Here is a 25,218-nt window from a genome sequence, read left to right as displayed (position 1 = left end):
AACTTTTAGGCTATGGTGAAACACTTGCAGCGGGGTCGTCAAATATTTAGGTAGGGATGTGATTTACCGCACATAATCCCGCCACATTGGTCCTATTTTAACGCCCAGGAGGCCTCGGTTAACAGCGCCGAGATACGCTTCGCCGCCGCAGATAATTCCCGATGCTTCGGCCAGACTAGCCATAGCTCAGACTGCGCTTCTGGTTCGTCAATAGGTAGCCATACAACATCGCTCAGGCGAATACGTTGGAACGAAGCCGGCAGGATGGAAACCCCCAGCCCGGCGGACACTAACCCAATGATGGTCATTGCCTCGCCAACTTCCTGAGTGATGAACGGCACGATGTTATAGCGGCGAAGCAGCCCAATAATGTCGTCGTACAGCCCGGTGCCTACGTGCGGGTCAAAGAATACAAACGGCTCCTGAGCAAGCTGTTTCAGCGATACCGAACCGCTGCTGGCCAGCGGATGATCGCGATGCACCATCGCTAAAAGCGGTTCGCGCAGGATAAGCGTCCAGTTCAGGGTATCCGGCAGGCGCGTATTACGCATCAGCCCCAGCTCAAGCTCGCCCTCATTCAGAGGGGCAATTTGCTCGCGGGTGTTCACCTCACGCATCTGGAGATGCACGTCAGGGTAACGCTTGCGAAAGCGGGACAGGCTGTCTGAAACTGCTTTAATAAATGGCGCGGAGGAGGTAAAACCAATGCGCAGTTCGCCTGTTTCCCCCTGATGCAGACGTCCAGCGCGCGCGGCAGCGGCATCCACCTGTCCGAGAATTTGCCTGGCGTCGGTGAGAAACTGCTGACCCGCCGCGGTGAGGTTAACGCTGCGGTTCGTCCGCGCCAGCAGCCGAGCGCCAATTTGCTCTTCAAGGATCTGAATTTGCTGGCTAAGGGGGGGCTGGGAGATCCGCAGCCTCGCGGCGGCTCGACCAAAATGCAGCTCTTCGGCAACGGCGATGAAATAGCGCAGATGACGTAACTCTATATTCATATGTTTAAAGTATCATTTGAGATTATTAATATATTAGACAGAACATTTACACTTTTCTACTCTGTAAAAAATAAGTTAACACCTGCGTAAGGATTTCCCTTGAGTCGTACAACTACCGTCAGCACAGCCCCGACAGAGGATGTTGACGAAAGCCGGTCTGCCCCTTCTGTCAGCTATATCAAACGTGGTACTCCTCAGTTTATGCGCGTCACGCTGGCGCTGTTTTCCGCCGGGTTGGCGACCTTTGCCCTGCTCTATTGCGTGCAGCCTATTTTACCGGTGCTCTCCCATGAGTTTGGCGTCAGCCCGGCAAGCAGCAGCATCTCACTCTCGGTTTCAACCGCCATGCTGGCTATCGGCCTGCTGTTTACCGGCCCGCTTTCGGACGCCATTGGCCGTAAACAGGTGATGGTCACGGCGCTGCTGCTGGCTTCCTGCTGCACGTTACTGTCAACGTTGATGACCAGTTGGCACGGCATTTTGATTATGCGCGCGCTCATCGGCCTTTCACTCAGCGGCGTCGCGGCCGTGGGCATGACTTATCTCAGCGAGGAAATGCACCCCAGCGTGGTGGCGTTTTCGATGGGCTTGTACATCAGTGGGAACTCGATCGGCGGGATGAGCGGCCGCCTGATAACCGGGGTGCTCACCGACTTCTTTACCTGGCGCGTAGCCGTCGCGGCTATCGGCTGTTTTGCCCTCGCCTCAGCGCTGATGTTCTGGAAGATTTTGCCGCAGTCTCAGCATTTTCGCGCCTCCAGCCTGCGGCCCAAAACGCTGTTTATTAACTTCCGTCTGCACTGGCGGGACCAGGGCCTGCCGCTGCTATTTGCCGAAGGCTTTCTGCTAATGGGGGCATTTGTCACCCTCTTTAACTACATTGGCTATCGCATGATGGAGGCCCCGTGGTTTCTGAGTCAGGCGGTGGTGGGCCTGCTTTCCGTCGCCTACCTGACCGGGACATGGAGTTCACCGAAAGCAGGCGCAATGACCGCTAAATATGGCCGTGGGCCGGTGCTGATTGGCTTCACGGCCATTATGTTCCTTGGCCTGACGCTGACCGTTTTCTCCTCCCTTATGGTCATTTTTGCCGGGATGCTACTGTTCTCCGCCGGTTTCTTTGCCGCCCACTCGGTGGCAAGCAGCTGGATTGGGCCACGCGCGCGCCGGGCCAAAGGCCAGGCCTCGTCGCTGTATTTGTTCAGCTATTACCTCGGTTCCAGCCTCGCGGGTACTCTCGGCGGCGTGTTCTGGCACCAGTTTGGCTGGAACGGCGTGGCGGCGTTTATCGGCTCGCTGCTGCTGGTAGCCCTGCTAGTCGCTTCTCGTTTGCATCATAAGGCTCACTAACCTGTTGCCACTCTCGTGTTCAGGTAAGCTTAATGCTATTTTCTTTGGCGTTAACAACCTGTTCACGAGGCCATATGGACAAGCAAAACTATAATCACCTGACCCGTACCTTCCAGCGTCTGTCCCGTTTTGATCATCTTTCAGCTATTGCCGGCTGGGACATGTCCACCATGATGCCCGCTAACGGCAGCCAGGCGCGCGGCGAGGCTCTCGCTGAACTTAGCGTGCTTAAGCACCAGATCCTTACCGACAAGAAAATTGCCACCCTGCTCCAGGCTGCAGCTCAGGAAGATCTGAACGACGTTGAGCGCGCCAACCTGCGCGAAATGACGCGGCATTATCAGGAAGCCGTGCTGCTCCCGGATGCATTAGTAGAAGAGAAATCGCTGGTAGGTACGCGCTGCGAACATGGCTGGCGTACCCAGCGCCCGGCCAACGACTGGCAGGGGTTCTCCGCTAACCTGAAGGAAGTCGTGCGCGTCAGCCGCGAAGAAGCTCGTCTGCGCGCAGAGGCCAAAGGAATTTCCCGCTACGATGCGCTGCTGGATATCTACGAGCCGGGGATGACCAGCGCCAAGCTCGACGTGCTGTTTGGCGATCTACGAGGCTGGCTGCCGGACCTGCTGCAGAAGGTGGTTGATAAACAGGCCAAAGAAAAAGCGCTGGCGCCGCAGGGTCCTTTCGCCACTGAAACCCAGCGTCAGCTCGGGCTGGATACCATGGCGCTGCTCGGCTTCGACTTTAACGGTGGCCGCCTTGACGTCAGCGCGCATCCCTTCTGCGGCGGCGTGCCTGAAGATGTTCGAATCACTACTCGTTATAACGAAGAAGAGATGTTCAGCTCGCTGTTTGGCGTGATTCATGAAACCGGCCATGCCCGCTACGAGCAAAACCTGCCGCGTGAGTGGCTCGGCCAGCCCGTTGCTCTGGCGCGCTCTACCGCCATTCATGAATCCCAAAGTCTGTTCTTTGAGATGCAGCTTGGGCGCAGTGCCCCGTTCCTGAAGCTGTTGCTGCCGAAGGTTATTGAGCGTTTTGGCCCGCAACCGGCGTTCGAGCTGAACAACTTTATCAACGTCAACCAGCAGGTTGAGCGCGGCTATATTCGCGTAGATGCAGATGAAGTCAGCTACCCGGCGCACGTAGTGCTGCGTTATGAAATTGAACGGGCGTTGATCGACGGTGACATCGAGGTGGACGACATTCCCGCGCTGTGGAATGAAAAGATGCAGTCCTGGCTGGGCCTGTCCACCGAAGGCAACTACCGCAATGGCTGTATGCAGGATATTCACTGGACCGATGGAGCTTTCGGCTATTTCCCATCCTACACGCTGGGCGCGATGTACGCGGCACAGCTGTTTAGCGCCGCGTCACGCGCGCTGCCGGATCTGGACCAGGCGATCGCCAGCGGTAATTTCGACGCATTGTTTGACTGGCTGCAGCAAAATATCTGGCAGCATGGCAGCCGTTTTACCACCTCACAGCTGATCACCAACGCGACCGGAGAAGACCTTAACCCGTTGTATTTCCGCAAACATTTAGAATCTCGCTACCTGTAAATCCCTCACGCCGGGTCATCTGTACCCGGCGTTGTACATTACGTTACATGCCGATACCAATCACTCACTGAAGACTTTGATTCCCCAGCCTATAGTTCATTTCAACGGCCCCGCAGTGGGGTTGACACACAAACAAATTCGAGGATGTCGAAATGAAAAAAGTATTAGCTCTGGTTGTTGCCGCTGCTATGGGTCTGTCTTCTGCCGCTTTCGCTGCTGACACCACCGCTACCGCTCCAGCTGCTGCTCCAGCAACCACCGCTGCTGCTCCTGCTGCTAAAGCGCCAGCTGCAAAAGTAACGCATCACAAGAAACACAAAAAAGCTGCCGCTCAGAAAGCTCAGGCCGCTAAAAAGAAACACAAAAAAGCCGCTAAACCAGCGACCGAGCAGAAAGCTCAGGCTGCTAAAAAGCACCACAAAAAAGCAACCAAACCAGCTGCTCAGAAAGCCCAGGCTGCTAAAAAACACCACAAAAAAGCAGTAAAACCAGCTGCTCAGAAAGCTCAAGCTGCTAAGAAACACGTGAAAAAACATCACAAAGCCGCTGCTAAACCAGCTGCACAGCCAGCAGCATAAGTTAAACGGGGCTACCCGTTAGCTTGAAGCGTTTAGATAAACACCCGGCTTGCCGGGTGTTTTATTAGGAATAAGGCACAGCCTTTAGCACGTACTTATTTCTGGAGTGCGGATAATGTTGCGACGCTACAGTTTCGAGTTAATCCTCGCCCTGCTGATCATCTGCGGTATTATTACGCTGAGCTTCTGGCTCTGATAGCGTAGTCTGCTGTTTTCACTCCCACTTTCGACCCGTTCCGACTATAGTTACTGCATCTATAAAAACCATAATTATTAGCCCCTTCAGAGAGAGCTATGCGCAAAAGTGTTGTGTTGTTTTTAGGAGCATTGATCCTTTTACCTCAACTTGCTCACGCGGACGAAAACGACAGCCCGGCGAACGTTAAAACCCTGTTCTTCGGCAAAGATGATCGTGTTCGTGTCACCAACCCCGAAGATGCCCCGTGGGATGCTATTGGCCAGTTAGAAACCGCCAGCGGCAACTTATGTACCGCCACCCTGATTTCACCGCATCTGGCATTGACCGCCGGGCACTGCCTGCTGCAGCCGCCACGTGGCAAGGCAGACAAAGCCATCGCCCTGCGCTTTATTTCCCACAAAGGGCAATGGCGCTATGAGATCCATGATATTGAAGGACGTGTGGACAAATCTCTCGGCCGCCGCCTCAAGCCGGATGGCGACGGCTGGATAGTGCCGTCGAGCGCCGCGCCCTATGACTTTGGCCTGATTATTATCCGTAATCCGCCTTCGGGAATTACGCCGTTGCCGCTGTTTACCGGCGACAAAGACGCGCTTACCCAAGCCCTGAAAACGCAGGATCGCAAAGTCACACAGTCCGGCTATCCGCTGGATCACCTTGACGACTTGTACACCCATAATAACTGCCTGGTAACCGGCTGGGCGCAGGCCTCCGTGCTGTCGCACCAGTGTGATACCCTGCCCGGTGACAGCGGTTCTCCCTTATTGCTGAAAACCGATCAGGGCTGGCAGCTGATTGCGGTGCAAAGCTCGGCTCCGGCAGCCAAAGACAGATACAGGGCTGACAACCGTGCCATTTCAGTCACCGGCTTCCGCGACAGGCTGGAAGCACTGGCGCAATAACTTTCTATCCTGATACCGCCGGGCACCGCTCAATACGGCTGCCCGGCGATAAATCCCTCGCCCTCTTCCTGCTACTAAACATTTTTTGACATCATCTTGCGGTGCGTATGCATAGACATAATGATGCCAAATCCGGCCATCAGCACGATCAACGCCGAGCCGCCGTAGCTTATTAACGGCAGCGGAACACCCACCACCGGCAAAATACCGCTCACCATACCGATATTCACAAACACATAAACAAACAGGATCAGTATCAGGCTACCGACGACCATGCGCCCGAACAGCGTTTGAGCCTGAGCAGCGACGATCAGCCCCCGCATAATCACCAGCAGATACAGCGCAAGCAGCACCAGAATGCCGATAAAGCCCAGTTCCTCCGCAAGAACGGCAAACACAAAGTCGGTGTGCCGCTCCGGCAAAAATTCCAGCTGAGACTGTGTGCCGTGCAGCCAGCCTTTCCCCACCAGGCCGCCAGAGCCAATCGCGATTTTTGACTGAATAATGTGATAACCCGCCCCACGCGGATCGAGTGTTGGATCCAACAGCATCATGATGCGTTCGCGCTGGTAGTCATGCATAAGAAAGAACCACAGCACCGGAATGAAAACGGCAATCAGCGCGGCGGCAGCGGCGATAATTCTCCAGCTAATGCCGGAGAGGAATAGCACGAAAAGACCGGATGTGGCCACCAGAACGGCGGTGCCGAGGTCGGGCTGCATCGCAATAAGCAAAGTGGGGACAAAAATAATCGCCAGGGCAATGGCAGTATGTTTAAGCGACGGAGGCGCTGGGTTCTGATTGATAAATCGGGCCACCATCAGTGGAACTGCAATCTTGGCTATTTCCGAAGGCTGGAAGCGGAGAATGCCAAGATCCAGCCAGCGCTGAGCCCCTTTGCTGATTTGCCCGATGCTATCCACCAGCAGTAGCAAAATAACGCACAGGACAAAAAGCCAGGGGGCGGACCTTTCATAAAAACGCGGAGGGACTTGCGCCATAGCAATCATCACAATAAGCCCCATTGCAATCTGCCCGGCTTTACGCTCCATCATCCCGACATCCTGGCCGCTGGCGCTCCACATCACAAAAGCGCTGTAAGCAAGTAACAACATAATCAGCAGCAGCAGCGAGGGATCGAGATGAATGCGTGCCCAAAACATTCTTTTCTGATGAATATTTTCCATGTAATACCTCTGCAACCGTGAGGTAATTCAGGCAGAATTCACCTGATATATTTTCTGGGTCAGGTTATCGGGTTGCCTGCTGCGCTCATTTTCAAATTCAGACCATACCCCGATAGCTTTACTGATGACATTCTATGATTAATTCGTGTTGCTGATGATAGAATAACTGTAGGTGGCCGGCATTATTTTTTTATCCACCGAAGATATTAATCCAACAGCCATTGCCTCGCTGGGTGAATAGTTTGTCAGGTTATACTCACTATGCAATATTTCGGCTATTTTGGCGTCATCAAGTTTTGTGCATGCCCGATACGTTTTCTTAAACATCTCGTTGAAACGACGAGTTTCTCTTTCAAGATAAGTGACATCGGCCGGCCTGACATCTCCCTGATGTGAAATAGAGGCTGGATGCAGGAATAAGCTACCATCCGGCAGTGAACGCCTGTCGTTTGCGGCGCAGAACATGATCGTTGCAGAAGAACCCACGGTAGACATGGCAACTGCTGTCACGGGGATAGCGGAGCTTCTGACGGCGGCTGCGGCCATCAGACCTGCATCCATATCACCGCCATAGCTATTGATGTATAAATAAATTCTTTCTACATCATTATTTTTATTAATTTCATCAAATACGCTGACGAGTCTCGACACGGCAGAGGTTTGCATTTCTCCCGTATAATAAACTTTGGCTATTTTATTTTTAACGTCAACAGACTGCGCCGAAGCAAATGAAGTATAAGAAATTAACAGTGTAATGATCAGGTGTATTGTGGCTTTCACATCTCTCTCCTTGATAAACCGTACGTAACATTCCATTTTTTCATAGCTTATAATACGGCATTGCAAAAGCAAGGCATTTTATATCCGGAATTTAAACAAAGCGTTAATGTAGAAGTAAAAAACCAGAATGCACCAAAAATAAAATAACTCTCTGTAATAGCTAGCAATATTAACCCAAACTATAAACTTCCGTGATAAATCATCGCCCCGTTAACTCAGCAAAAACGGGGCCGCCTCTGCGCGCTACCAAACCATAATTTCCTGACTGTAATAACAGAAGGAATTGAATTACAAGTATTTTATTAATGAATAGCATTATTACGCTGGCCGCAGTGACACAATGGCCTCCAGCGGCCTGGGCGGGCTGAAGTAATAGCCCTGCAGTCGGTCACAGCCTGCCTGGCAAAGCAGCTTGAGTTGATCTTCATTTTCCACGCCTTCTGCCGTCACCGCCATACCCAGCGCGGTGGCAATTCGTACCGTCCCGTTCACCAGCGCCAGCGCCTGCTCATCGCTGTCCACCAGTCCGGCCAGCGATTTATCAATTTTGATCGTATCGAAATGAAAGCGACGCAGATAGCCGATGCTCGAATAGCCGTTACCAAAATCGTCCAACGCCACCGCCATGCCCTGAGACTTGAGGTTTCGAATTGCCGCCAGAGCGCGCTCCGGATTTTCCAGCACGTAGCTTTCCGTCACTTCCAGCTCAAGCCGATGCGCCGGGTACGAAGTTTCCTGTAGCACCCGGGCAACCTTATCCTCAAATTCTGGATCGCGGAACTGCGCCGGGGAAATGTTCACCGACAGGCGGAGATCCTCATAGGGCACTAAATCCCGGCACGCGCGGCGCAGCACAAACTGCCCGAGAGAATAAATGAGGCCGCTGGTTTCAGCCACGGGAATAAACTCATCTGGCAGCAGCTCACCGGCCGGGCGACGTGGCCAGCGCACCAGCGCTTCAACACCGGCCATAGCCTGGCTGCGCGCATCAATAATTGGCTGATACCAGACCTCAAATTCATCTCGCATCAGGCCCACACGAATGTCATTTTCGATGATTAAGCGGCGCTCACGTACGTTATTTAACGCTGCATCATAGTAAGTCGTGCGCCCCTTCCCGGTAATTTTAGAGTGGTACATAGCGATATCGGCGCGGCGAAACAGCTCCGAGCTGCTGCAGTCCACCAGCGAGCCCGAAGCAATCCCGATGCTGGCACTAATATGAATAGTGCTTTCCCCCACGGGTATGGGCTGGCTGAGGAAATCAAGAACTGAACCCGCAAAAGCTGCCGAGTCTTCCCCTGCACGTTCCCCGCCGATCATCATGGCAAATTCATCCCCACCCATGCGAACCAGCATGCCGTTTTCGGGCACGCGCTCGCGTAGCTCATGGGCAATAGTCACAATTAACTTGTCGCCCTTGTCATGCCCGTAAATATCATTCACGTCCTTAAAACCATCGAGATCGATAAATACCACGCTTTTTTCGTCGGTATCGCCTCGTTTGCTGATGGTTGCCAGCCGTTCAATCAGGGCCCGTCGGTTGGGTAAATGGCTTAGCCAGTCGGTCAGCGCGATGGTTCTTGCTTGCTTTTCACCTCGAGCCAGCTTGTACAACCCCAGGCTGCTGATGACGATAAACACCAGTATTAACACCGCAGCAAGCATCGTAATGCGCAGAATGTCTGCCGAAGCGGCGCGGGCGGCCTCTGCCCCGGGCTGCCTGGGTTGCCAGCTTAGATAACCCAGAGTTTCACCGGATGCGCTGTTCAGCGGGACACTCGCCAAATCCGACGCCTCTGGCGTCAGGCGCAGGTTCTCTATCTGAAAGGTGTTCCCCAGCTCTTTTAGCATGGCAGCATTGATCTGCCGGCCAATCACCAGGTAACGGCGCGTGGCGTCGTGAACCTGAAGCCGCCCCAGCATGGGTCGGATCAGCCCAATGCCGATAAACGAAACGCCGCTCTCGGTCTGAGTAATACCGGCAAAGATTTTTTTGTCATCTCTCAGCATTTGCGCATTCTGGTAGACGAGGGATTCAAACCCCTTTCCCAGTTGGGAGATGTTTTGCCCCGTCACTCGCTGCCCGCGAAACGAGCCCCAAAGCACATTGAACTCCTCATCCAGGACATAAACACCGTCATAGAGATTATTGATTTTGTAACCCGCGCCCCAGGTGTTATATAGCCAGTTAACGTCAAGCTCAGGGCGATAAACTTGATTTACTGCATCGTCCCAAACCGCATTGTCGATGACCAACGCCCACACGCGATTGACCGAAGTCTGTATGGCCCCTTGTACCGAGAGTGCACTACGGTGCTCATCTATCTCATTGGTTTTACTGCTGATAAGGTGAAGTGAAAGATAGAGAAGTGCGATGACAGACACAATCAGCCCGATTCCTGCCATAAACACCATGGCAAACAGGGTTCCGGCAACGGGCGTGCTTTTCCAGCTAAGGAGATTACGCAATTTCAGCTCTCTTTTAAGTGAAATAACGTGGAGATTTCCGGCATTGAATTTAGAGAAGTGCTTTTACCGTAAAATAAGCGTAATACACCCTGAGGAAAGCGCTGCCCGAATAATTAACGGGCAGCGTGATGGATCAGGCAATTTTGATAATAATCATCCCCACCAATAGCAGACTAATGCCGACCCAGCCTTTGCGGTTAAGGCGCTGGCCGAAGAGGATCCAGCCCGCGGCAACGGTGGCGGCAATACCAAACCCGCCCCACAGCGCATAGGCGACGGAGAGCTCAATGCCTTTAACCGCCTGAGCCAGGGCACTGAACGCGGCCAGCACAGCCAGCAAGGACAGTACGCCGTATATCGGGCGTTTGAAACCATCGGATTGTTTTAAAAAGATATTCGCGGCAATTTCCAGAACAATGGCTAACGCCAGCCACAGCGCGTGTACCCACTCAAACGACGGCATGATGATCCCCTTTCTTTGACATTACCGGGCGTGATTTTTTTTCTCGCGTACCCGATTTAATCAGCGCAATACCGACAACCAGCGTGGTCAGGCCGAGTATTTTTAGCGGTGAAATGGACTCATCAAACAGCAAAACGCTAAAGAGAGTAATAAACAGAATACCGATGCCTTCCCACATAGCATATGCCACACCAAGGGCAATTTTTTTCACCGAAAACGCCAGAAAAATATAGGAAACTGCAATCATGACCAGCATGAAAACATACCCCATGTTATTTTCGTTAACGCTCGACCATTTCATTGATAAGGTGCCGGTAATTTCAGCAACGATGGCTAATCCCAATAAAATCCAATAAATCATGATTTCTCTCCTGACAGAGAAAATAAAGATGCAAAAACCCAACAAGCCACGCCAAACGACGAGCAAGGGCAAATTAAAAAAACAGAAAAATTGTCAGAAGAAAGGGACTAAAGCGCGTTGCGCCAGTGCTGCTCACCAGAGAGTGAAGAAGTAGACGTGATAAAAACAGAATGCTGATTGAATGAAGTACTGAACATATTGTCCATAATATTTCCAACTTATCCGCGGTGTTGCTTCTCGTCAGTTGCGGATAGAAAATTGTCCTCGGTAGTTAAACACGCCGATTTTATACCATAATTCGGTATGTTAGCGCCTGACCTTTACACTCCTTTACGCTGTGTATCGCCCATACTGTAATGTATTAAACTGTTTTTAACGTTTAAAATAACGTAATAAAAGAATGACTATTTTAACAACGGTGTATTATTCCCCCCTCCCGCACACTGGAGAATCAGCCACAATGGCAAAACCAATTATTACCCTCAAAGCGCTGAAAGCCGTGATTATGCTGGGCATGCTGGTCATTATTCTGGTGGGGATTAAAGCCGCAGCGGATATCATCGTGCCTTTTATTCTGGCGCTGTTTATTGCCGTTATTCTTAACCCGCTGATTCGTCGCCTCGAACGGCTGCGGGTGCCGCGCGTGCTGGCCATTAGCCTCGTTATCGTGGTGATTATTCTGAGCATGGTGCTGCTGCTGGCCTATCTTGGCACCTCCCTTAACGAGCTGGCACGAACCCTGCCGCAATATCGCTCTTCGCTGGTGGTGCCGTTAAAGACGATTGAGCCCTGGCTGCAGCGCGTCGGGATCTCAGTTTCCGTCGACGAATTAATGAAGTACGTCGATCCTAACGCCCTGATGACGCTGGTGACCAGCCTGCTAACGCAGCTTTCCAACGCGATGACCTCTATCTTTTTATTGCTGCTGACCGTGGTATTTATGCTGATTGAAGTCCCTCAACTGCCGCGCAAACTGCAGCAGCTGATGTCTCGCCCGGAAGAAGGGATGGGCGCCATTCAGCGTGCGCTGGACAGCGTCAGCCATTATTTGGTGCTGAAAACGGCCATCAGCATTGTGACCGGCCTTGTCGTCTGGGGCATGCTTGCCGCCCTGGATGTCCGCTTTGCCTTTATCTGGGGGCTGTTAGCCTTTGCGCTCAACTATATTCCAAACATCGGCTCCGTGCTGGCAGCCATCCCGCCCGTGGTGCAGGTACTGGTCTTTAGCGGACTGTATGAAACCCTGATCGTCGTGGCGGGGTATCTGCTCATCAATCTGGTGTTTGGCAATATTCTGGAGCCGCGCATGATGGGCCGCGGGCTTGGGCTGTCGACGCTGGTGGTGTTCCTGTCGCTGATCTTCTGGGGCTGGCTGCTTGGCCCGGTCGGTATGCTACTGTCTGTGCCGCTGACCATTGCGGTGAAGATTGCGCTGGAGCAAACGGAAGGCGGGAAGAGTATCGCGGTGTTGCTGAGTGATATGAGCAAGTCCTGAAGATTTTGCCCCTCACCCCGGCCCTCTCCTAGAGGGAGAGGGGGAAACAACAGGTCAGGTTAGAGCAGTACACATTCTATTCCCTCTCCCTTCCAGGGAGAGGGCTAGGGTGAGGGTGTAAACCGAACACCTATGCTCGTCCCGGCTCCCTCCTGTTTGGTGGAGGGAAAAATCACTCCGGATCTAACTCAAAACGCTCCGCAATATACCCCAGCGCCTGAGACACGCCATCCGCGCTGATGGTATGCACCACGCCGGGTTCAAACAGCGTTTCAACTTCCGCCCCTGCTTCAATCAGCGCAGCGGCTGCCGCTTCACTTTCAGCCCACGGAATCACCTGATCCGCCATACCGTGAATCAACAGCGCCGACGCATCTGCCGCAACATGATATGGCTTTGGTGAAGCAAGACGCCCGGAGAACGCAACCACGCCCGCCAGCGGAAAACGGGAAGTGGCCAGCACATCCAGGGCCATGATAGACCCCTGAGAGAAGCCCAGCAGGATCACCTGATCTTTACCCGGCGCCACGTCATGCTGCTCAAAAATCGCCTGCAGCTTAGCGTCAAACGCGGCGCGGGCCTCTACGATGCGCTGCGGGCGGTTTTGTACCGTCACGCCTTCCAGGCTGAACCACTGCCAGGCATCGCCGCCGCCGTCAAAAGGCTCGCTGCCGTTCGGTGAAGCAAATAACACTTCCGGCATCACCTGCTGTACGAACAAGCCCAGCCCTTCGAGATCCGCCCCGGAACTCCCTACGCCATGTAACATCACGATCAGTTTTTTCATTGCCCTGCCTTGTGCTCAAACCTGAATGAATTTCTTCGCAGGCGCCTACCTTATCGTGTTCTCCCCCTTTGCAACAAGTCAACCGCCGCTAAATACGCAGCAATGCCGATCTTGTTTTTGAGCAAGTGCTCAAGTATATTTCGCGCTTGAGCAACCGCTCAAATTTGGCTTTTTTAGAGGCATTCAACATGCGCTTCACTAACCGCTGGCTGATTCTGGCGATCCTGACCAGCACCCTTTTCCTGATCATTATTGATATGACGGTGCTCTATACCGCGCTACCGAGGCTCACTCAGGCTTTAAACGCTACGGCGTCTGAAAAACTGTGGATCATTAACGCCTATCCGCTTGTCGCGGCGGGCTTGCTTCCCGGCGCGGGCATGCTGAGTGACCGCCTGGGTCACAAGCTACTGTTTATGTCCGGGTTACCTGTTTTCGGTGTCGCTTCACTCTGCGCGGCTTATTCGCCCACGGCTGAACTGCTGATCGCTTCACGCGTGTTTCTGGCTATTGGTGCAACGATGATGATGCCCGCCACGCTTGCCATTGTTCGCCAGGTCTTTACTAACGAGCGCGAGCGCGCGCTGGCTATCGGCATCTGGTCTGCCGTCGCCTCTGCGGCCGCTGCGCTTGGGCCGGTTATCGGCGGCGTGCTGCTGGAATACTTCTGGTGGGGCTCGGTCTTCCTGATTAACGTGCCGGTCGTTTTGCTGGTGATCGTCTTTGCCTGGTTCTTGATCCCTCGGGATGCCGGGAATGCCAGCCGGCCATGTGATTTCACCGCTTCGCTGCTGATTATGCTTGGCCTGGTGGGCGTAATTTATGCCCTGAAGGAACTCAGCAAAATGGACGCCTCGCTGCTAACCGTAGTGGGTTCCCTGCTGGCCGGCGTGGTATTTTTAACGCTGTTTGTTCGTCGCCAACAGCGGACTGAGCATCCGATGATTGATTTCTCGCTGTTCCGTAACCGCATGTTTGCCAGCGGCATTAGCGTGGCGATTATCACCATGATCGCGCTAACCGGCATTGAGCTGGTGCTGACCCAGCGCCTGCAGCTTGTCCTGGGCCTGACGCCGCTGTTAGCCGGGCTGTCGATTCTGCCTATCCCGATTGGCTCGGCCCTGGCTTCACCGCTGGCCGGCGTCGTACTGCCGCGCTGGGGTGGCGCAAAACTCATGGTTTTCGGCCTGCTGGTGACGGCAATCGGCATGACGAGTATGGCCTTGCTGGCCGATTACAGCCTGGCACCACAGCTCGCAGCACTGTTTGTCATCGGGCTTGGGCTTGGCGTGGCGTTTACCGCCGCATCAACATCCATCATGCTCAATGCCCCGGAAGAAAAAGCCGGGATGGTCGCCGCGATTGAAGATGTCTCATGGGAAATGGGCGGTGTGCTTGGCGTCACGTTGCTGGGCGGGCTGATGACTGCGGTCTACAGCGCAAGCCTGGTGTTGCCTGAAGGTCTGGTCACGGGGAATAGCGCGTACGACAGCCTGGATGAAGCGCTGCACCTTGCGGGCTCAATGAGCACGGCCAGCGCCGCCCTGCTGAAAGAGCTGGCGCGAAACGCCTTCAGCCATGCCTATCTGACGGTAATTATCTGCGCCGCCGTGCTGGTCGCCGTTAGCACCGCTATCTTGAAATATGTACTGCGCCAGCCGGAAAAGCTGTCCAGCCAACGAGTTAAAAACTGATAAGATGCCCCACCAGCGATTCAGATAACTGTGGAAACGTCATGAAAGAAGCACCGGACACGCTAAGAAGCAAAATCCTCAGCGGGGCCATTGAGCTGTTCATTGAGAAAGGTATCGAGAAGGTGACCACCCGCGAACTCACCGAGCGGGTGGGCATCTCACGGAGCCACATTTACCACTACTTCAGCGACTGGCAAACGCTTTGCATTGAAGCCATGACCGCGTTTTTGATGGCCGATCTGCACAAGTTTACCGATGAAACCGAGACGTTTTCCCCGCAAGATAAGCTGCAGCGCTTGATCCACACGTACCTCCCTCACGCGCCGGATGCGGTCTGGCAGCTTTACGGTGCGCTCTGGCACCAGGCGGCGCACAGCAACGTATGGGCCGAGCTTGCGCTGGTGATGACGCAAAAATGGGAAAAGGTACTGGCCGATATCATCGATGATGGCATTACGACAGGCGTGTTTAAAGCGGTGGACGCCGCCAGAACCACGCGCCAGTTCAGCGCCCTGCTAAACGGTTATGCCGACAAACTGCTGGTCGCCTCAGCCCCCGCCGACAGGCAACTGGCGCTGGACGACATCGACAGTTTTATTCGCCTGGTCCTGCGCGCAAGCTAAATCGCTATCCGGCGGCTGATCTCTACCACGCTGTCGCTCGGCAGGCGGTAATAGTGCGTTACGTGCGTAGCGTTTCTCACCATAAACGCGAAGCACTTGCGCTGCCAGCCCGGCATGCCCTGCCCATCCTCACGGGCCACGATAGTTTCATGGCCCAAATAATAAGTCACGTCCTCCACGCTGAAGGCACACGCCATCTCCCCTAACCTCGCCATCAGTTCAGGAATATGTGGTCTTTCCATAAAGCCGTACTGGGCGATACCGCGCCAGTAATTCGGTGCCTGCTCAACGATCACCAGCCTTTCTCCGGCCGGAACGCGCGGCACGTTCATGATTGAGATAGTCAGCGAAAGTACCTTCTCCTGCAGCGCGTGGTTGCGTGCCACATGCCACCGCATAACCGGCGGAATACCGTTGCGGGTTTTGGTCAGGAATACCGCCGAGCCCTGCACGCGCGGCACCTCACGCTCTTTCAGGGCGGCAAAGAACGTGTTCACGTCGATAACCTTTTCGTTCACCGCGTTGGACGCAGCCGCCGCGCCACGGTGCCAGACCAGCATTGTGGTGCAAACCACGGCCGCCAGCAGCAGCGGAATATAACCGCCCTCCAGGACTTTGATCAGGTTAGCTATCAGGAAACAGGTATCAACAATTAAGAATCCCCCCGCTACCAGCGCGCTGGTCAGCCGCCGCCACTGCCAGATATGGCGCATCGCGACATACAGCAGCCCGGAGGTCATCAGCATGGTAAGGGAAACGGCAATCCCGTAGGCCGCCGCCAGATTCTCGGACGACTTAAAGAACACCGTCAGGAAGAGCGTGACGCCCATCAGAAGCCAGTTGATCACGCCGATATAGATTTGCCCGTAGCTCTCCGCCGCCGTCTGGCGTATGCGAAGTCTTGGCAGCCAGCCCAGCTGTATCGCCTGTCGGGTCATCGAGAATGCCCCGGTGATAATCGCCTGGCTGGCAATAATTGTCGCCAGCGTGGCAAGGATCACCAGCGGGATCAGCAGTGCCGGTGGGCATAGGCGGAAGAAGATATTCTGGGTGATATCGGCCCCGGAAAGGATCAGCGCCGACTGCCCGGCATAGTTGAGCAGCAGGCTCGGAAACACCACGCCGTACCACGCCAGCCAGATAGGCTTTTTGCCGAAATGGCCCATGTCGGCATACAGTGCCTCCGCCCCGGTAACGCACAGAAACACGCCGCCCAGCACCATAAAGCTGACAAAACCATTGGAGACAAGAAACTGCAGCCCGTACCAGGGGTTAATAGCCAGCAGCACGGCCGGATGCTGCGCAATACCCCAAATCCCCAGCCCGGCGATAGAAATGAACCACAGCGCCATAATCGGCCCGAATACTTTACCTATCTTAGCCGTGCCGAAAGGCTGTACGGCAAACAGCAGTACCAGAATCGTCACCGCAATCGGCAGCACCCAGGTTTCGGCCTCGGGCAGGATCATATTCAACCCTTCAATGGCGGAGAGTACTGAAATGGCGGGGGTAATTGCCCCGTCACCGTAGATCAACGCCGCGCCTAATAACGCCGCCAGCACTACCCAACGCGAGCCTTTATCCCGCGCCACCAGCAGTGACATCAGCGCCATAATGCCGCCCTCACCGTGGTTGTCGATACGCATGGCAAACATCGCGTACTTCACCGAGGTGATAAGGATCAGGGTCCAGATAATCAGCGACAGCAGCCCCAGAATCACCGACGGGGTCGGATCGTTGCCGGATAGCAGCAGCACCGTTTTCAGAGTATAAAGCGGGCTGGTGCCGATATCGCCAAACACCACGCCGAGCGCGCTCCCGGCGAGAATAAATTTATGCGGCGTTGTCCCGGAGGCTTCCGCGCCGGCCGTCTGCGGCTGGTTTGTCATGCACAATCCTTTCTGTGATTTTTCTGGCAGTTGCCATGACAAAGTATAGAGCCTGAGGGAAATTTCCAGCTAATGACGACTAAAAAAGCTCCGGCATTGAGGCTGGAGCTTTGGGGAGATCAGGATTAAGGCTTTCTAATACGCAACGTGATGTAAATCACTAGCGAAACGGTGAGTAATGACAGTACACATAAAGCCAGGAAGTAATATTTCTCCTATGTATCGCCAGGTATCATACCGGTAAACTGACTGACTAAATCGTATGCAGCGTTTTCTGGTGCTGCACTGAACAGAAACACAAGAACGACACAATACAGCGCAGCCTCAGCAATCCAAATCCATACGTATTTCATTAGAATACCTGCCCTGTTCCCAGGCTGAAAGCAAGCGTGAGGCTTAACACTCAGTTTTAGCCTCAATTTTCTTGCGCTTAAGTTTTTTATAAACCAACGTTGTTGTTAATATAAATGCACTATTCAATAAAACTGTTAGCGACAGGACAACCGTCATAAAGATTTCATCCCATGAATATTCATCTATCGTTCCCTTGGGCTTTGGATACCAATTATAGAAAGCTTGCTCCGGATTATTACGAGTACTCCCAGCCTGACCAGAATAAGCCGCAAAAAACCCAATCCCTGGGCAGCTTAACGTGCTTAGCGCTCCGCCGTTAAGGTGGAAGGTACAGCGGATCATCGTTCGTTCCAGCTATCGGCGAAGATGATATTCCCGTCGCAATGTTTCCAGGTAATTTTCTCGTAGCGCAGCGACACGGCTTCCAGGTGATTATGTTTCTCGGTGGCCGGGTTCTTGCAGTCATGCATCATCGGGCATATTGAAATGACTTTTACGCCTTCCAATAACATATTGAAGTACTCTTCCTCCTGCCCTGAGTAGTTAATCTTGTACCATTTAATTTCAACACTCTTAAGCGTTTGGCCCCGAGCGACGGCCTTGTAAATATAGGGGCTTGAGGAATCAAATTCTTTTTCAAACGTTAACGGAGCGTGTACACGAGTGCCGGTAATTTTCCCCGTACTGTTGTCTGTGGGTAAATGCAAGCCATGGCCAAATCCCAAAACCTCAATGCTTCCTTCACGATCCTGCACATCAACAGAGCCTTTGATATCTGCCCCGCCATCATCTTTCATCCATAAGCAAGCCGGTATTGCCATTTTTTATCTCCTTATCATCAATAAGGAGCAAACCCTATATATGAATGGAATTCACTTCAAACCGGAAACGCTGAAAGAATCTTAATTCTATTTATCTTAATTTTCATCCCGTGCCGAAGTTTTAAATTAAAAAAGGCCCAGCGGTTCCCCGCCGGGCCAAAAGGTACTCCACATTAAAACGCTTTTTTAATTAAAGACCATCCCGCCGTCGATGAGCAGCGACTGGCCGGTCATATAGTCGGAGTCTGCGCTGGCCAGGTAAGACACACAGGCGGCCACATCTTCCGGCTCAGACAAACGGCCTAAAGTAATACGTTTGGCAAACTCGGCGGTGCCATAGCCCAGCGGTTTGCCTGCGGCCTCAGACACCTGGCGATCGATTTCAGCCCACATCGGAGTTTTGACGATACCCGGGCAGTAGCCGTTCACGGTGATCCCTAGCGGAGCCAGATCGCGCGCGGCGGTTTGGGTCAGGCCGCGCACGGCAAATTTGCTGGAGCTGTAAACCGCCAGCTCCGGGTTACCCACGTGGCCGGCCTGGGAACAGGCGTTAATAATTTTCCCGCCGTGGCCTTCCGCTTTAAAGGCTTTAACCGCGGCCTGAATGCCCCAAATCACGCCCTTCACGTTGATGTTGTAAACCTTGTCGACGATTTCCGGGGTGATCTCCTCGATAGGGGTGGAAGGCGCCACGCCCGCGTTGTTGACGATGACATCAAAACCGCCCAGCCCTTTGCGGGCAGCCTCGACGGCGGCGAAGACCTGATCGCGGTCGGACACGTCCGCAGTCACTTCCAGCGCGCGGCCGCCGCTGCGGTTAATTTCGTCCGCCACTTCTTTTGCGGTTTTGGCGTTGTAGTCAGCCACGGCGACGGCAAAGCCGTCTTTCGCCAGACGCAGCGCGATAGCTTTCCCGATGCCCTGACCGGCCCCGGTAACCAGTGCTACTTTTTTCATCACAATATCCTTCTGTTATTTAAAGAATTTGGCTGAGGTGCAGCTGACTCATCAGCAGATGGTTGTCGCTGTAATCAACCGGAATCGCTACCACCGCCGGACCATTCACATCCATAGCGGCGCGTAAAGTCGGCTCCAGTGCTTCCGCACTTTCCACTGCGAAGCCTCTTGCCCCGAAGGCATCCGCGTAAGCTTTAAAGTCCACCGGCCCGAAGTTAACGCCAGACAGGCGCTGGTATTTTTTCTCTTCCTGAATCGCCACCATGTTGTAGGCGTTATCCACCCAAATGATGTGCAACACGTTAGCGCCGAGGCGCACCGCCGTTTCCAGCTCCATGCTGGACTGTAGGAAGCCGCCGTCGCCTGACACCGAAACCACCTTGCGGCCCGGATTCACCAGCCACGCGCCAATGGCCCACGGCAGCGCTACGCCCATGGTTTGCTGGCCGTTAGAGATCATCAACTGACGCGCGCGGAAGCTGTAAAGGTAACGGGCGATCCAGATGTGGAAACTGCCCATATCGACGGTCAGAGTCACGTCGTCGTTCACAATGTCCTGCATCGCCCGGACAATACGCAGCGGATGGAGAGCAAACTGGTTCAGCTGTGCGCCCCGTCGGCTCAGCAGTTCACGCTGGTGCTGCCTGTCCACGAGGATTTCTGACGCACGCGGGCTAAGGACCAGCGGTTTTTCTATGCGACCGGTGAGCTTGTCCAGCGTGCTGGCGATATCGCCCACCAGCTCGACGTCCGGCACGTAGTTACGTTCTTCATAAGCTGGCAACACGTCGATATGCACCAGCGTAGCATCGCCGGTGTTCCACATCGCCGGCTCGTATTCCACCGGGCTGTAGCCAATACAGATAACCAGGTCCGCAAGCTGCAGCAGGCGATCGCCGGCCTGGTTATTAAACAACCCAATGCGCCCGGCAAAACGAGCAAAGTGTTGCTGATTCACAGCGCCTGCGGCCTGATAGGTGCTGGTGACCGGAATGTGGCTTTTTTCCAGCAGATGGAACAGCGCCGCGCTGTTTTCCTGCTGGCTTGCCATCAGCCCAAGCAGGAATACAGGATTTTTGGCCTGCGAGATAAGTTTCGCCACATCGTTAATAGCGGCGTCAGGCGCGGCACCGGCTTTCACCGATCCGTTAGCGGGCAAAATATTCCCGGTTGCCGGGCCGTCGCTGATGTCCTGCGGCAGGCTGACAAAGGCGCTACCGGGGCGGCCATGTTCTGCGGCGCGGAAGGCGTTTGAAACCACCTCGGCAATGGCGTCCGAAGAAGGCACTTCTACTGAGTACTTCGTCACCGGGCTGAACATCGCCACGGTGTCCATGCTCTGATGTACCAGTTTGGCTTTATCGGAACGTTTTACCGCCCCGCCCAGCGCCACAACCGGGTCACCTTCGCTGTTGGCTGTCGCCATGCCGGTTATCAGGTTTGAGCAGCCGGGGCCGGAGGTGACCAGTGCCACGCCCGCTTTCCCGGTAATACGCCCCACCGCCGCAGCCATAAAGGCAGCATTGGCTTCGTGGCGTACCGGAATAAGTTCAATCGGCGAGTCGTTCAGCGAATCAAAGACCTTATCGATCTTCGCCCCTGGGATCCCAAAGACGTGCTTCACGCCCTGAGCTTCAAGCTGGCTGACCACCAGGTCAGCGCCATGCGCCCACTGACGCAAAGGTTTTTTGTTATTCATGGCTCACATCTCCTCAGAGAACGCTAGTTTTCAACCGCGCGGATAGCCGCGTCGAGGTTTTCTGGGTGCAGGTTGGCGTTAAGAAATGCGCTGTCTGCCGGAAGGTCGATCATCAGCTTGTGGATCTCACCGAAGGTGAGCACGCCCTGCTCAAGCTGATAATCGAGCAGATGCCCGCCGCCCTGGCGGTCATCGGTAATAAAGTGCTCGTGATAGCCCGCCACGTTGATGCCCTGCATATGTTGTGGGGTGCGGAACCCCACCAGCACGCCTTTGCGGCCGTTAAAACGGAACACCGGCTGGTCGTCCAGCACGTCAGTCATGGCGCGGTATGGTGGCTTCTGGCGTGGCACCGTGCGGGTATGGGCATGGCGGAAATGGCCATCTATACGCAGGGCGCAAAACAGGTTATCGGAAGGAATTTTTGCATCGATAATCTCGTGCAGCTTCTGGCGGCTGGTGGTGCTGTCAATCTGCAGGCGGTATTGCGGTTTAAACCAGGTCATCACCGCAAACGGCGTTTTCTGCTGCGGGCTGGCCGCTCTGGCACTGCCGTCTGACCGTAATTGATAAACGTTGCTGTTGAAGGCAATCATCTCGCCGTCCAGCTCGTTAAATGTCCCCAGGCCAAAGTCACCGTGCTTCAGCAGGTCGGCCATGGTGGTTTCCCCTTCATAGACGCCGCTTAATAATGCGCTCATCAATGAAGTCTGATATATCATGTTTTCTTTATTGGTAGCGGCGAAAGTCTCGACCATCTCTAAAAGACTTTCTTCGCAGGAACATAGAGTTAAATCGCTCATGGCGTCTGTCACCTCGGGCTGAAGGTTAAGAAACTTTAATTAAATGTTGACGTGATCTAGTTCACAGTTCCAATATAAAAGCCCCTCAGGTTTGAGACGTTTTCGATATGGAACTTCGCTATCTCCGCTATTTTGTCGCCGTCGCCCAGACGCACAACTTCACCCGGGCAGCCGAACTGCTGGGTATTTCGCAGCCTCCTCTTAGTCAGCAAATTCAGCGACTTGAACGTGAAGTGGGTACCCCGCTACTGCACCGCTTAACCAGAGGTGTGGAGTTGACGGATGCGGGAGAAGCGTTTTATCAGGATGCCTGCCAGATTCTGGCCCACAGCGACGCCGCGCTGGAGAAAGCCCGCGGCATTGCCCGCGGTATTAACGGTAAGCTTTCGCTCGGGATAACCAGTTCAAACGCGTTTAACCCAAAGATTTTTTCTCTGCTGCGCCAGTTTCAGACGCACTATCCGGCCATCGAACTGCGCCAGCGGGAAACCAATATGGCGGGTCTGATGCAAGAACTGGATGAAGGCTTGCTGGACGTGGCGTTTGTGCGCCTGCCCTGTGAAAGCAGCAAGCGGTTTACGCTCAAGCTGATTGACGAAGAACCGATGATGATTGCCCTGCACAAGGACCATCCGCTTTCCGGGGAGAAAGAACTGGCCCTGCAAGCTCTGGCCGACGTACCGCCGGTGCTGTTCCCGGAAGAGGTCGCCCCTGGGCTTTATGAACTGATGTATAACGCCTGCCTGCGGGCGGGCATCGATCTGAAAAGCGCCTGCCAGGCTTCACAAATTTCCTCCTCGTTAAGCATGGTTTCGGCAGGCTTCGGTTTTGCCTTAGTCCCCCAATCGATGACCTGTATCGCCAGCCCGAACGTCACCTTCCACGCGATTCGGGGTGACCAGGTAAAAACGGACATTGCGCTGGCCTGGCGGCAGTTTGAACGTTCCCCGTCGGTGAAACGTTTTATCCAACTGTTCGGCCACTAGCAGGATTGCGGCTGGCGGCTGGCTATCTACCGGCGATACTTTCGGCCACGCAGCATCCTGGCCGTCTGCTGTAACAACAGCGCCCAAAGGGGAGAAACGGCAGGATCCGGCCGCTTATTGACACTGATTGTGCGGAGTTGGTATTTCATCGCTTTCAGCAGTCCCACTCGCTCATAAAACGAATCCGCGAAGCACTAAGCCCTTTCATACGGGCAAGCTCACCAATATTCATACTGCCCTCAGCCTCATATAAAAAGAAGCAATCAAAATACAATTTATAACAATCAAAACTGACTACCAACTCAGTTACCCCTCTAAAACAACTAAGAATAATCCTATGTTTAAAATATTAAACAACCACAACCACATGCAATTAACCACTCGCATAATAAGTCATTGTGAAAACCCACCAATTTTGGCAGTTTTCAATCTATTAATTTGTGCAATTTAGCTTATGGACCACTCTTTATTGGAATATAAAACCCTCGGTGGGATCATGAAAAAAACAATTGTTATATCAATGCTTTCTTCTTTAATGGCTTTTTTACCCCTTACCAGTTTCTCTGCAAAGAAAGTTGATTCAATACAATCCATTCAGACCGCAGCCAATCAGGCCTGCAGCGGAAATCCTGATAAATCCGGCTGTGAAAGACTTGTCTGGATAACGGCCAAAGTCGCCATGATGAATACCAGTTTTTATCTTCAGTCGTGCAGCGCAAAAGACAAAATAACCAAGGAAAACAAAGCCTCCTGCGATGAGGCCGAGCGACTATTAACAAGAATAAGCAATACCAAATAAATTAGCAGGCTTATAAAAAAGCTGTAGGCCAGCCTTTGCTTTTTTAAGCGTTCATTTCTGAGCGGGGGATTATTTCGCCTTAAATATAATTAAATGCTGATTAAGTTTATGCTCAGGCTAATGAAAGCATTCATTTAAAACACCCTCCAATAATAGCAACAGGTAAATCATTACTTTAATGCCATTTACTTATTGCTATTTACACCTCTGGGGCAACACATGAATAAAGTCTATAAAGTCATATGGAACGCGTCGCTAAAGACCTATATTGCTGTCGGTGAACTTTCAAAGAACAAATTATCTTCAAGCGCCGTTACGGCCTCACCTCGCGCATTACGCGCGGGTATGGCATTAGCCATCTTGCCTGTTTTTTTGGCTTCTCCGGCACAGGCTGTGGGTTATTCCGCCGGTACCGGCGCTAGTGCAGGATCAAACGATTTAGCCGTTGCAGTGGGTAACAATGCTTCGGTGGGTTCTGGCCAGGCAGGTACCGCCATTGGGGCCAACTCTACCGTCTCAGCCACCACCACGACATCAGCAGTACTACGGCGTACGGATGGGCTAGGTGATTTCAATATTACCAATGCTGCGGCGGCTACGGCGCTGGGTAATACCGCGGTAGCATCAGGCAATGGCTCAACGTCTCTGGGATCATTCAATATCGCAGCAGGTGCATTAAGTACGTCAGTGGGTGCTTTAAATAACGCTTCGGGCTTGTCCTCAACGGCAATCGGTACAGCAAACTCGGCCAGCGGTAATACTGCCATATCAATGGGGCGCATGAGCGTGGCCAGTGGAGATTACAGTATGGCGTTAGGTAATACCGCGACGGCAACCGCAGGCGGCGCTCTGGCTTTCGGTAACTCAGCATCTTCGACCGCAGCAGGCGCTATTGCCATCGGCTCATCCACGGCAAACGGGGTCACTCAAGATACGACCGCGAATACCCGCGCCAGCGGTGCCAACAGCGTGGCCCTTGGTGCAAACGCCGTTGCCAGCCAGGCCAATGCTATTGCGATTGGTGCCACGGCCACGGCATCAAATGCTAACGGCGTTGCCTTAGGTTACGGCAGCGTTACTGCCGCCGCCCATACCGGCCCCTTTGCTATCGGCGGCAGTTCAGCAGGCACCGCCAGCGGCGTGGTTTCGGTGGGGGCCATCGGTGCCGAACGGCAGATTCAAAACGTCGCCCCGGGAGTACTAAGCATCAACAGCACCGACGCCATTAACGGCAGCCAGCTGTTTGCCACCAATAATCAGGTGTCCACCAATACCGGCAATATCGCGACCAATACGGCGAATATTGCCGGAAACACTACGTCGATAAATAACCTGACCAACGGCACCGTCGGTCTCGTTAAGCAGGATCAGTCCACACAGGCGATTACCGTCGCCGGTGACAAAGCCGGAACTTCGGTTAACATCGCGGGTACAGCAGGAAACCGAACGCTGACGGGCGTTACGG

The 25,218-nt window shown here is 53.6% G+C and carries 24 protein-coding genes and 1 pseudogene; 11 read left to right on the top strand and 14 right to left on the bottom strand.

Annotated features, from left to right (window positions below):
• Positions 1-92 precede the first annotated feature (92 nt).
• Positions 93-995, bottom strand: a complete 903-nt coding sequence (gene ynfL / locus CNE01S_RS16775; RefSeq protein WP_061277428.1) for a multidrug efflux transcriptional activator YnfL/SxtR(Kp) — start codon at positions 993-995, stop codon at positions 93-95.
• Between the two features lie 99 nt (positions 996-1,094).
• Here ynfL and ynfM point away from each other — a divergent pair, with 99 nt between their 5' ends.
• The 5 genes from ynfM (at position 1,095) to CNE01S_RS16755 (ending at position 5,583) form a co-directional block, all read left to right on the top strand.
• On the top strand, positions 1,095-2,345 hold the full coding sequence (ynfM, locus tag CNE01S_RS16770; protein ID WP_061277427.1) for a multidrug efflux MFS transporter YnfM/SxtP(Kp): 1,251 nt from the start codon (positions 1,095-1,097) through the stop codon (positions 2,343-2,345).
• Positions 2,346-2,419: 74 nt separating this feature from the next.
• Entirely contained in the window at positions 2,420-3,904 is a 1,485-nt protein-coding gene (locus tag CNE01S_RS16765) for a carboxypeptidase M32 (RefSeq protein WP_061277426.1), read from the top strand.
• Between the two features lie 152 nt (positions 3,905-4,056).
• On the top strand, positions 4,057-4,482 hold the full coding sequence (gene asr, locus CNE01S_RS24565) for an acid resistance repetitive basic protein Asr (RefSeq protein WP_008459254.1): 426 nt from the start codon (positions 4,057-4,059) through the stop codon (positions 4,480-4,482).
• A gap of 115 nt (positions 4,483-4,597) precedes the next feature.
• Positions 4,598-4,678 (top strand): small membrane protein YdgU, encoded by an 81-nt coding sequence (ydgU, locus tag CNE01S_RS26140; RefSeq protein ID WP_483862443.1) that lies wholly within the window; start codon positions 4,598-4,600, stop codon positions 4,676-4,678.
• Positions 4,679-4,776: 98 nt separating this feature from the next.
• The gene (locus tag CNE01S_RS16755) at positions 4,777-5,583 is read left to right on the top strand and encodes a trypsin-like serine peptidase (RefSeq protein WP_061277424.1); all 807 of its coding nucleotides are present in this window, start codon (positions 4,777-4,779) and stop codon (positions 5,581-5,583) included.
• Positions 5,584-5,657: 74 nt separating this feature from the next.
• Here CNE01S_RS16755 and mrdB read toward each other — a convergent pair whose 3' ends face one another.
• From mrdB to CNE01S_RS26075, 6 genes are all read right to left on the bottom strand, one after another.
• The gene (gene mrdB, locus CNE01S_RS16750) at positions 5,658-6,770 is read right to left on the bottom strand and encodes a peptidoglycan glycosyltransferase MrdB (RefSeq protein ID WP_061277423.1); all 1,113 of its coding nucleotides are present in this window, start codon (positions 6,768-6,770) and stop codon (positions 5,658-5,660) included.
• Between the two features lie 138 nt (positions 6,771-6,908).
• Positions 6,909-7,550, bottom strand: coding sequence for an ATP-dependent Clp protease proteolytic subunit (locus tag CNE01S_RS16745; RefSeq protein WP_061277422.1), 642 nt, complete (start codon positions 7,548-7,550; stop codon positions 6,909-6,911).
• Positions 7,551-7,868: 318 nt separating this feature from the next.
• Positions 7,869-10,022: a bifunctional diguanylate cyclase/phosphodiesterase gene (locus tag CNE01S_RS16740; RefSeq protein ID WP_061277421.1), complete on the bottom strand. Its 2,154-nt coding sequence runs from the start codon at positions 10,020-10,022 to the stop codon at positions 7,869-7,871.
• A gap of 133 nt (positions 10,023-10,155) precedes the next feature.
• Positions 10,156-10,485: a multidrug/spermidine efflux SMR transporter subunit MdtI gene (gene mdtI / locus CNE01S_RS16735; protein ID WP_061277420.1), complete on the bottom strand. Its 330-nt coding sequence runs from the start codon at positions 10,483-10,485 to the stop codon at positions 10,156-10,158.
• On the bottom strand, positions 10,472-10,846 hold the full coding sequence (mdtJ, locus tag CNE01S_RS16730) for a multidrug/spermidine efflux SMR transporter subunit MdtJ (RefSeq protein ID WP_061277419.1): 375 nt from the start codon (positions 10,844-10,846) through the stop codon (positions 10,472-10,474). The genes mdtI and mdtJ overlap by 14 nt, the downstream gene beginning before the upstream one ends.
• A 107-nt stretch (positions 10,847-10,953) precedes the next feature.
• On the bottom strand, positions 10,954-11,043 hold the full coding sequence (locus CNE01S_RS26075) for a protein YdgV (protein ID WP_439645711.1): 90 nt from the start codon (positions 11,041-11,043) through the stop codon (positions 10,954-10,956).
• Positions 11,044-11,306: 263 nt separating this feature from the next.
• Between CNE01S_RS26075 and CNE01S_RS16725 the strand changes: the two genes are divergently transcribed.
• Complete coding sequence (locus tag CNE01S_RS16725; protein WP_061277418.1) at positions 11,307-12,341, top strand: AI-2E family transporter; 1,035 nt, start codon at positions 11,307-11,309, stop codon at positions 12,339-12,341.
• Between the two features lie 172 nt (positions 12,342-12,513).
• On the opposite strand, the gene CNE01S_RS16720 is transcribed toward CNE01S_RS16725, so the two are convergent.
• Complete coding sequence (locus tag CNE01S_RS16720; RefSeq protein WP_061277417.1) at positions 12,514-13,128, bottom strand: alpha/beta hydrolase; 615 nt, start codon at positions 13,126-13,128, stop codon at positions 12,514-12,516.
• Positions 13,129-13,316: 188 nt separating this feature from the next.
• Between CNE01S_RS16720 and CNE01S_RS16715 the strand changes: the two genes are divergently transcribed.
• Both CNE01S_RS16715 and CNE01S_RS16710 read left to right on the top strand, forming a co-directional pair.
• Positions 13,317-14,822, top strand: coding sequence for an MFS transporter (locus CNE01S_RS16715; protein ID WP_061277416.1), 1,506 nt, complete (start codon positions 13,317-13,319; stop codon positions 14,820-14,822).
• Between the two features lie 41 nt (positions 14,823-14,863).
• Positions 14,864-15,445, top strand: a complete 582-nt coding sequence (locus CNE01S_RS16710) for a TetR/AcrR family transcriptional regulator (RefSeq protein WP_061277415.1) — start codon at positions 14,864-14,866, stop codon at positions 15,443-15,445.
• On the opposite strand, the gene CNE01S_RS16705 is transcribed toward CNE01S_RS16710, so the two are convergent.
• The 6 genes and pseudogenes from CNE01S_RS16705 to budA form a co-directional block, all read right to left on the bottom strand.
• The gene (locus CNE01S_RS16705) at positions 15,442-17,334 is read right to left on the bottom strand and encodes a potassium transporter Kup (RefSeq protein ID WP_061277414.1); all 1,893 of its coding nucleotides are present in this window, start codon (positions 17,332-17,334) and stop codon (positions 15,442-15,444) included. The genes CNE01S_RS16710 and CNE01S_RS16705 overlap by 4 nt on opposite strands.
• A 576-nt stretch (positions 17,335-17,910) precedes the next feature.
• Positions 17,911-18,030 (bottom strand): annotated as a pseudogene (locus tag CNE01S_RS25325) (DUF2778 domain-containing protein); the annotation flags it as partial.
• A complete protein-coding gene (locus CNE01S_RS16695; RefSeq protein ID WP_061277412.1) occupies positions 18,027-18,509 on the bottom strand; it encodes an Hcp family type VI secretion system effector in 483 nt (160 codons plus the stop codon). The pseudogene CNE01S_RS25325 and the gene CNE01S_RS16695, both read right to left, overlap by 4 nt.
• 186 nt (positions 18,510-18,695) lie before the next feature.
• Positions 18,696-19,466, bottom strand: a complete 771-nt coding sequence (locus CNE01S_RS16690; protein ID WP_061277411.1) for a (S)-acetoin forming diacetyl reductase — start codon at positions 19,464-19,466, stop codon at positions 18,696-18,698.
• Between the two features lie 19 nt (positions 19,467-19,485).
• Entirely contained in the window at positions 19,486-21,165 is a 1,680-nt protein-coding gene (gene alsS / locus CNE01S_RS16685; protein WP_061277410.1) for an acetolactate synthase AlsS, read from the bottom strand.
• Between the two features lie 23 nt (positions 21,166-21,188).
• The gene (budA, locus tag CNE01S_RS16680; RefSeq protein ID WP_061277409.1) at positions 21,189-21,968 is read right to left on the bottom strand and encodes an acetolactate decarboxylase; all 780 of its coding nucleotides are present in this window, start codon (positions 21,966-21,968) and stop codon (positions 21,189-21,191) included.
• 107 nt (positions 21,969-22,075) lie between these two features.
• Here budA and CNE01S_RS16675 point away from each other — a divergent pair, with 107 nt between their 5' ends.
• The 3 genes from CNE01S_RS16675 to CNE01S_RS25320 all read left to right on the top strand — a co-directional run.
• The gene (locus tag CNE01S_RS16675; RefSeq protein WP_061277408.1) at positions 22,076-22,954 is read left to right on the top strand and encodes a LysR family transcriptional regulator; all 879 of its coding nucleotides are present in this window, start codon (positions 22,076-22,078) and stop codon (positions 22,952-22,954) included.
• 496 nt (positions 22,955-23,450) lie between these two features.
• Positions 23,451-23,753, top strand: a complete 303-nt coding sequence (locus CNE01S_RS16670) for a hypothetical protein (RefSeq protein ID WP_138089272.1) — start codon at positions 23,451-23,453, stop codon at positions 23,751-23,753.
• 219 nt (positions 23,754-23,972) lie between these two features.
• On the top strand, positions 23,973-25,218 hold a 1,246-nt coding region (locus tag CNE01S_RS25320), incomplete at its 3' end, for an ESPR-type extended signal peptide-containing protein (protein WP_303621193.1).

It is taken from the genome of Cedecea neteri NBRC 105707 = ATCC 33855, from assembly GCF_001571265.1.
GTDB lineage: Bacteria > Pseudomonadota > Gammaproteobacteria > Enterobacterales > Enterobacteriaceae > Cedecea > Cedecea neteri.
The sequence above is the reverse complement of the archived record's forward strand: the minus strand, read 5'-3'. Positions and strand labels throughout refer to the sequence as shown.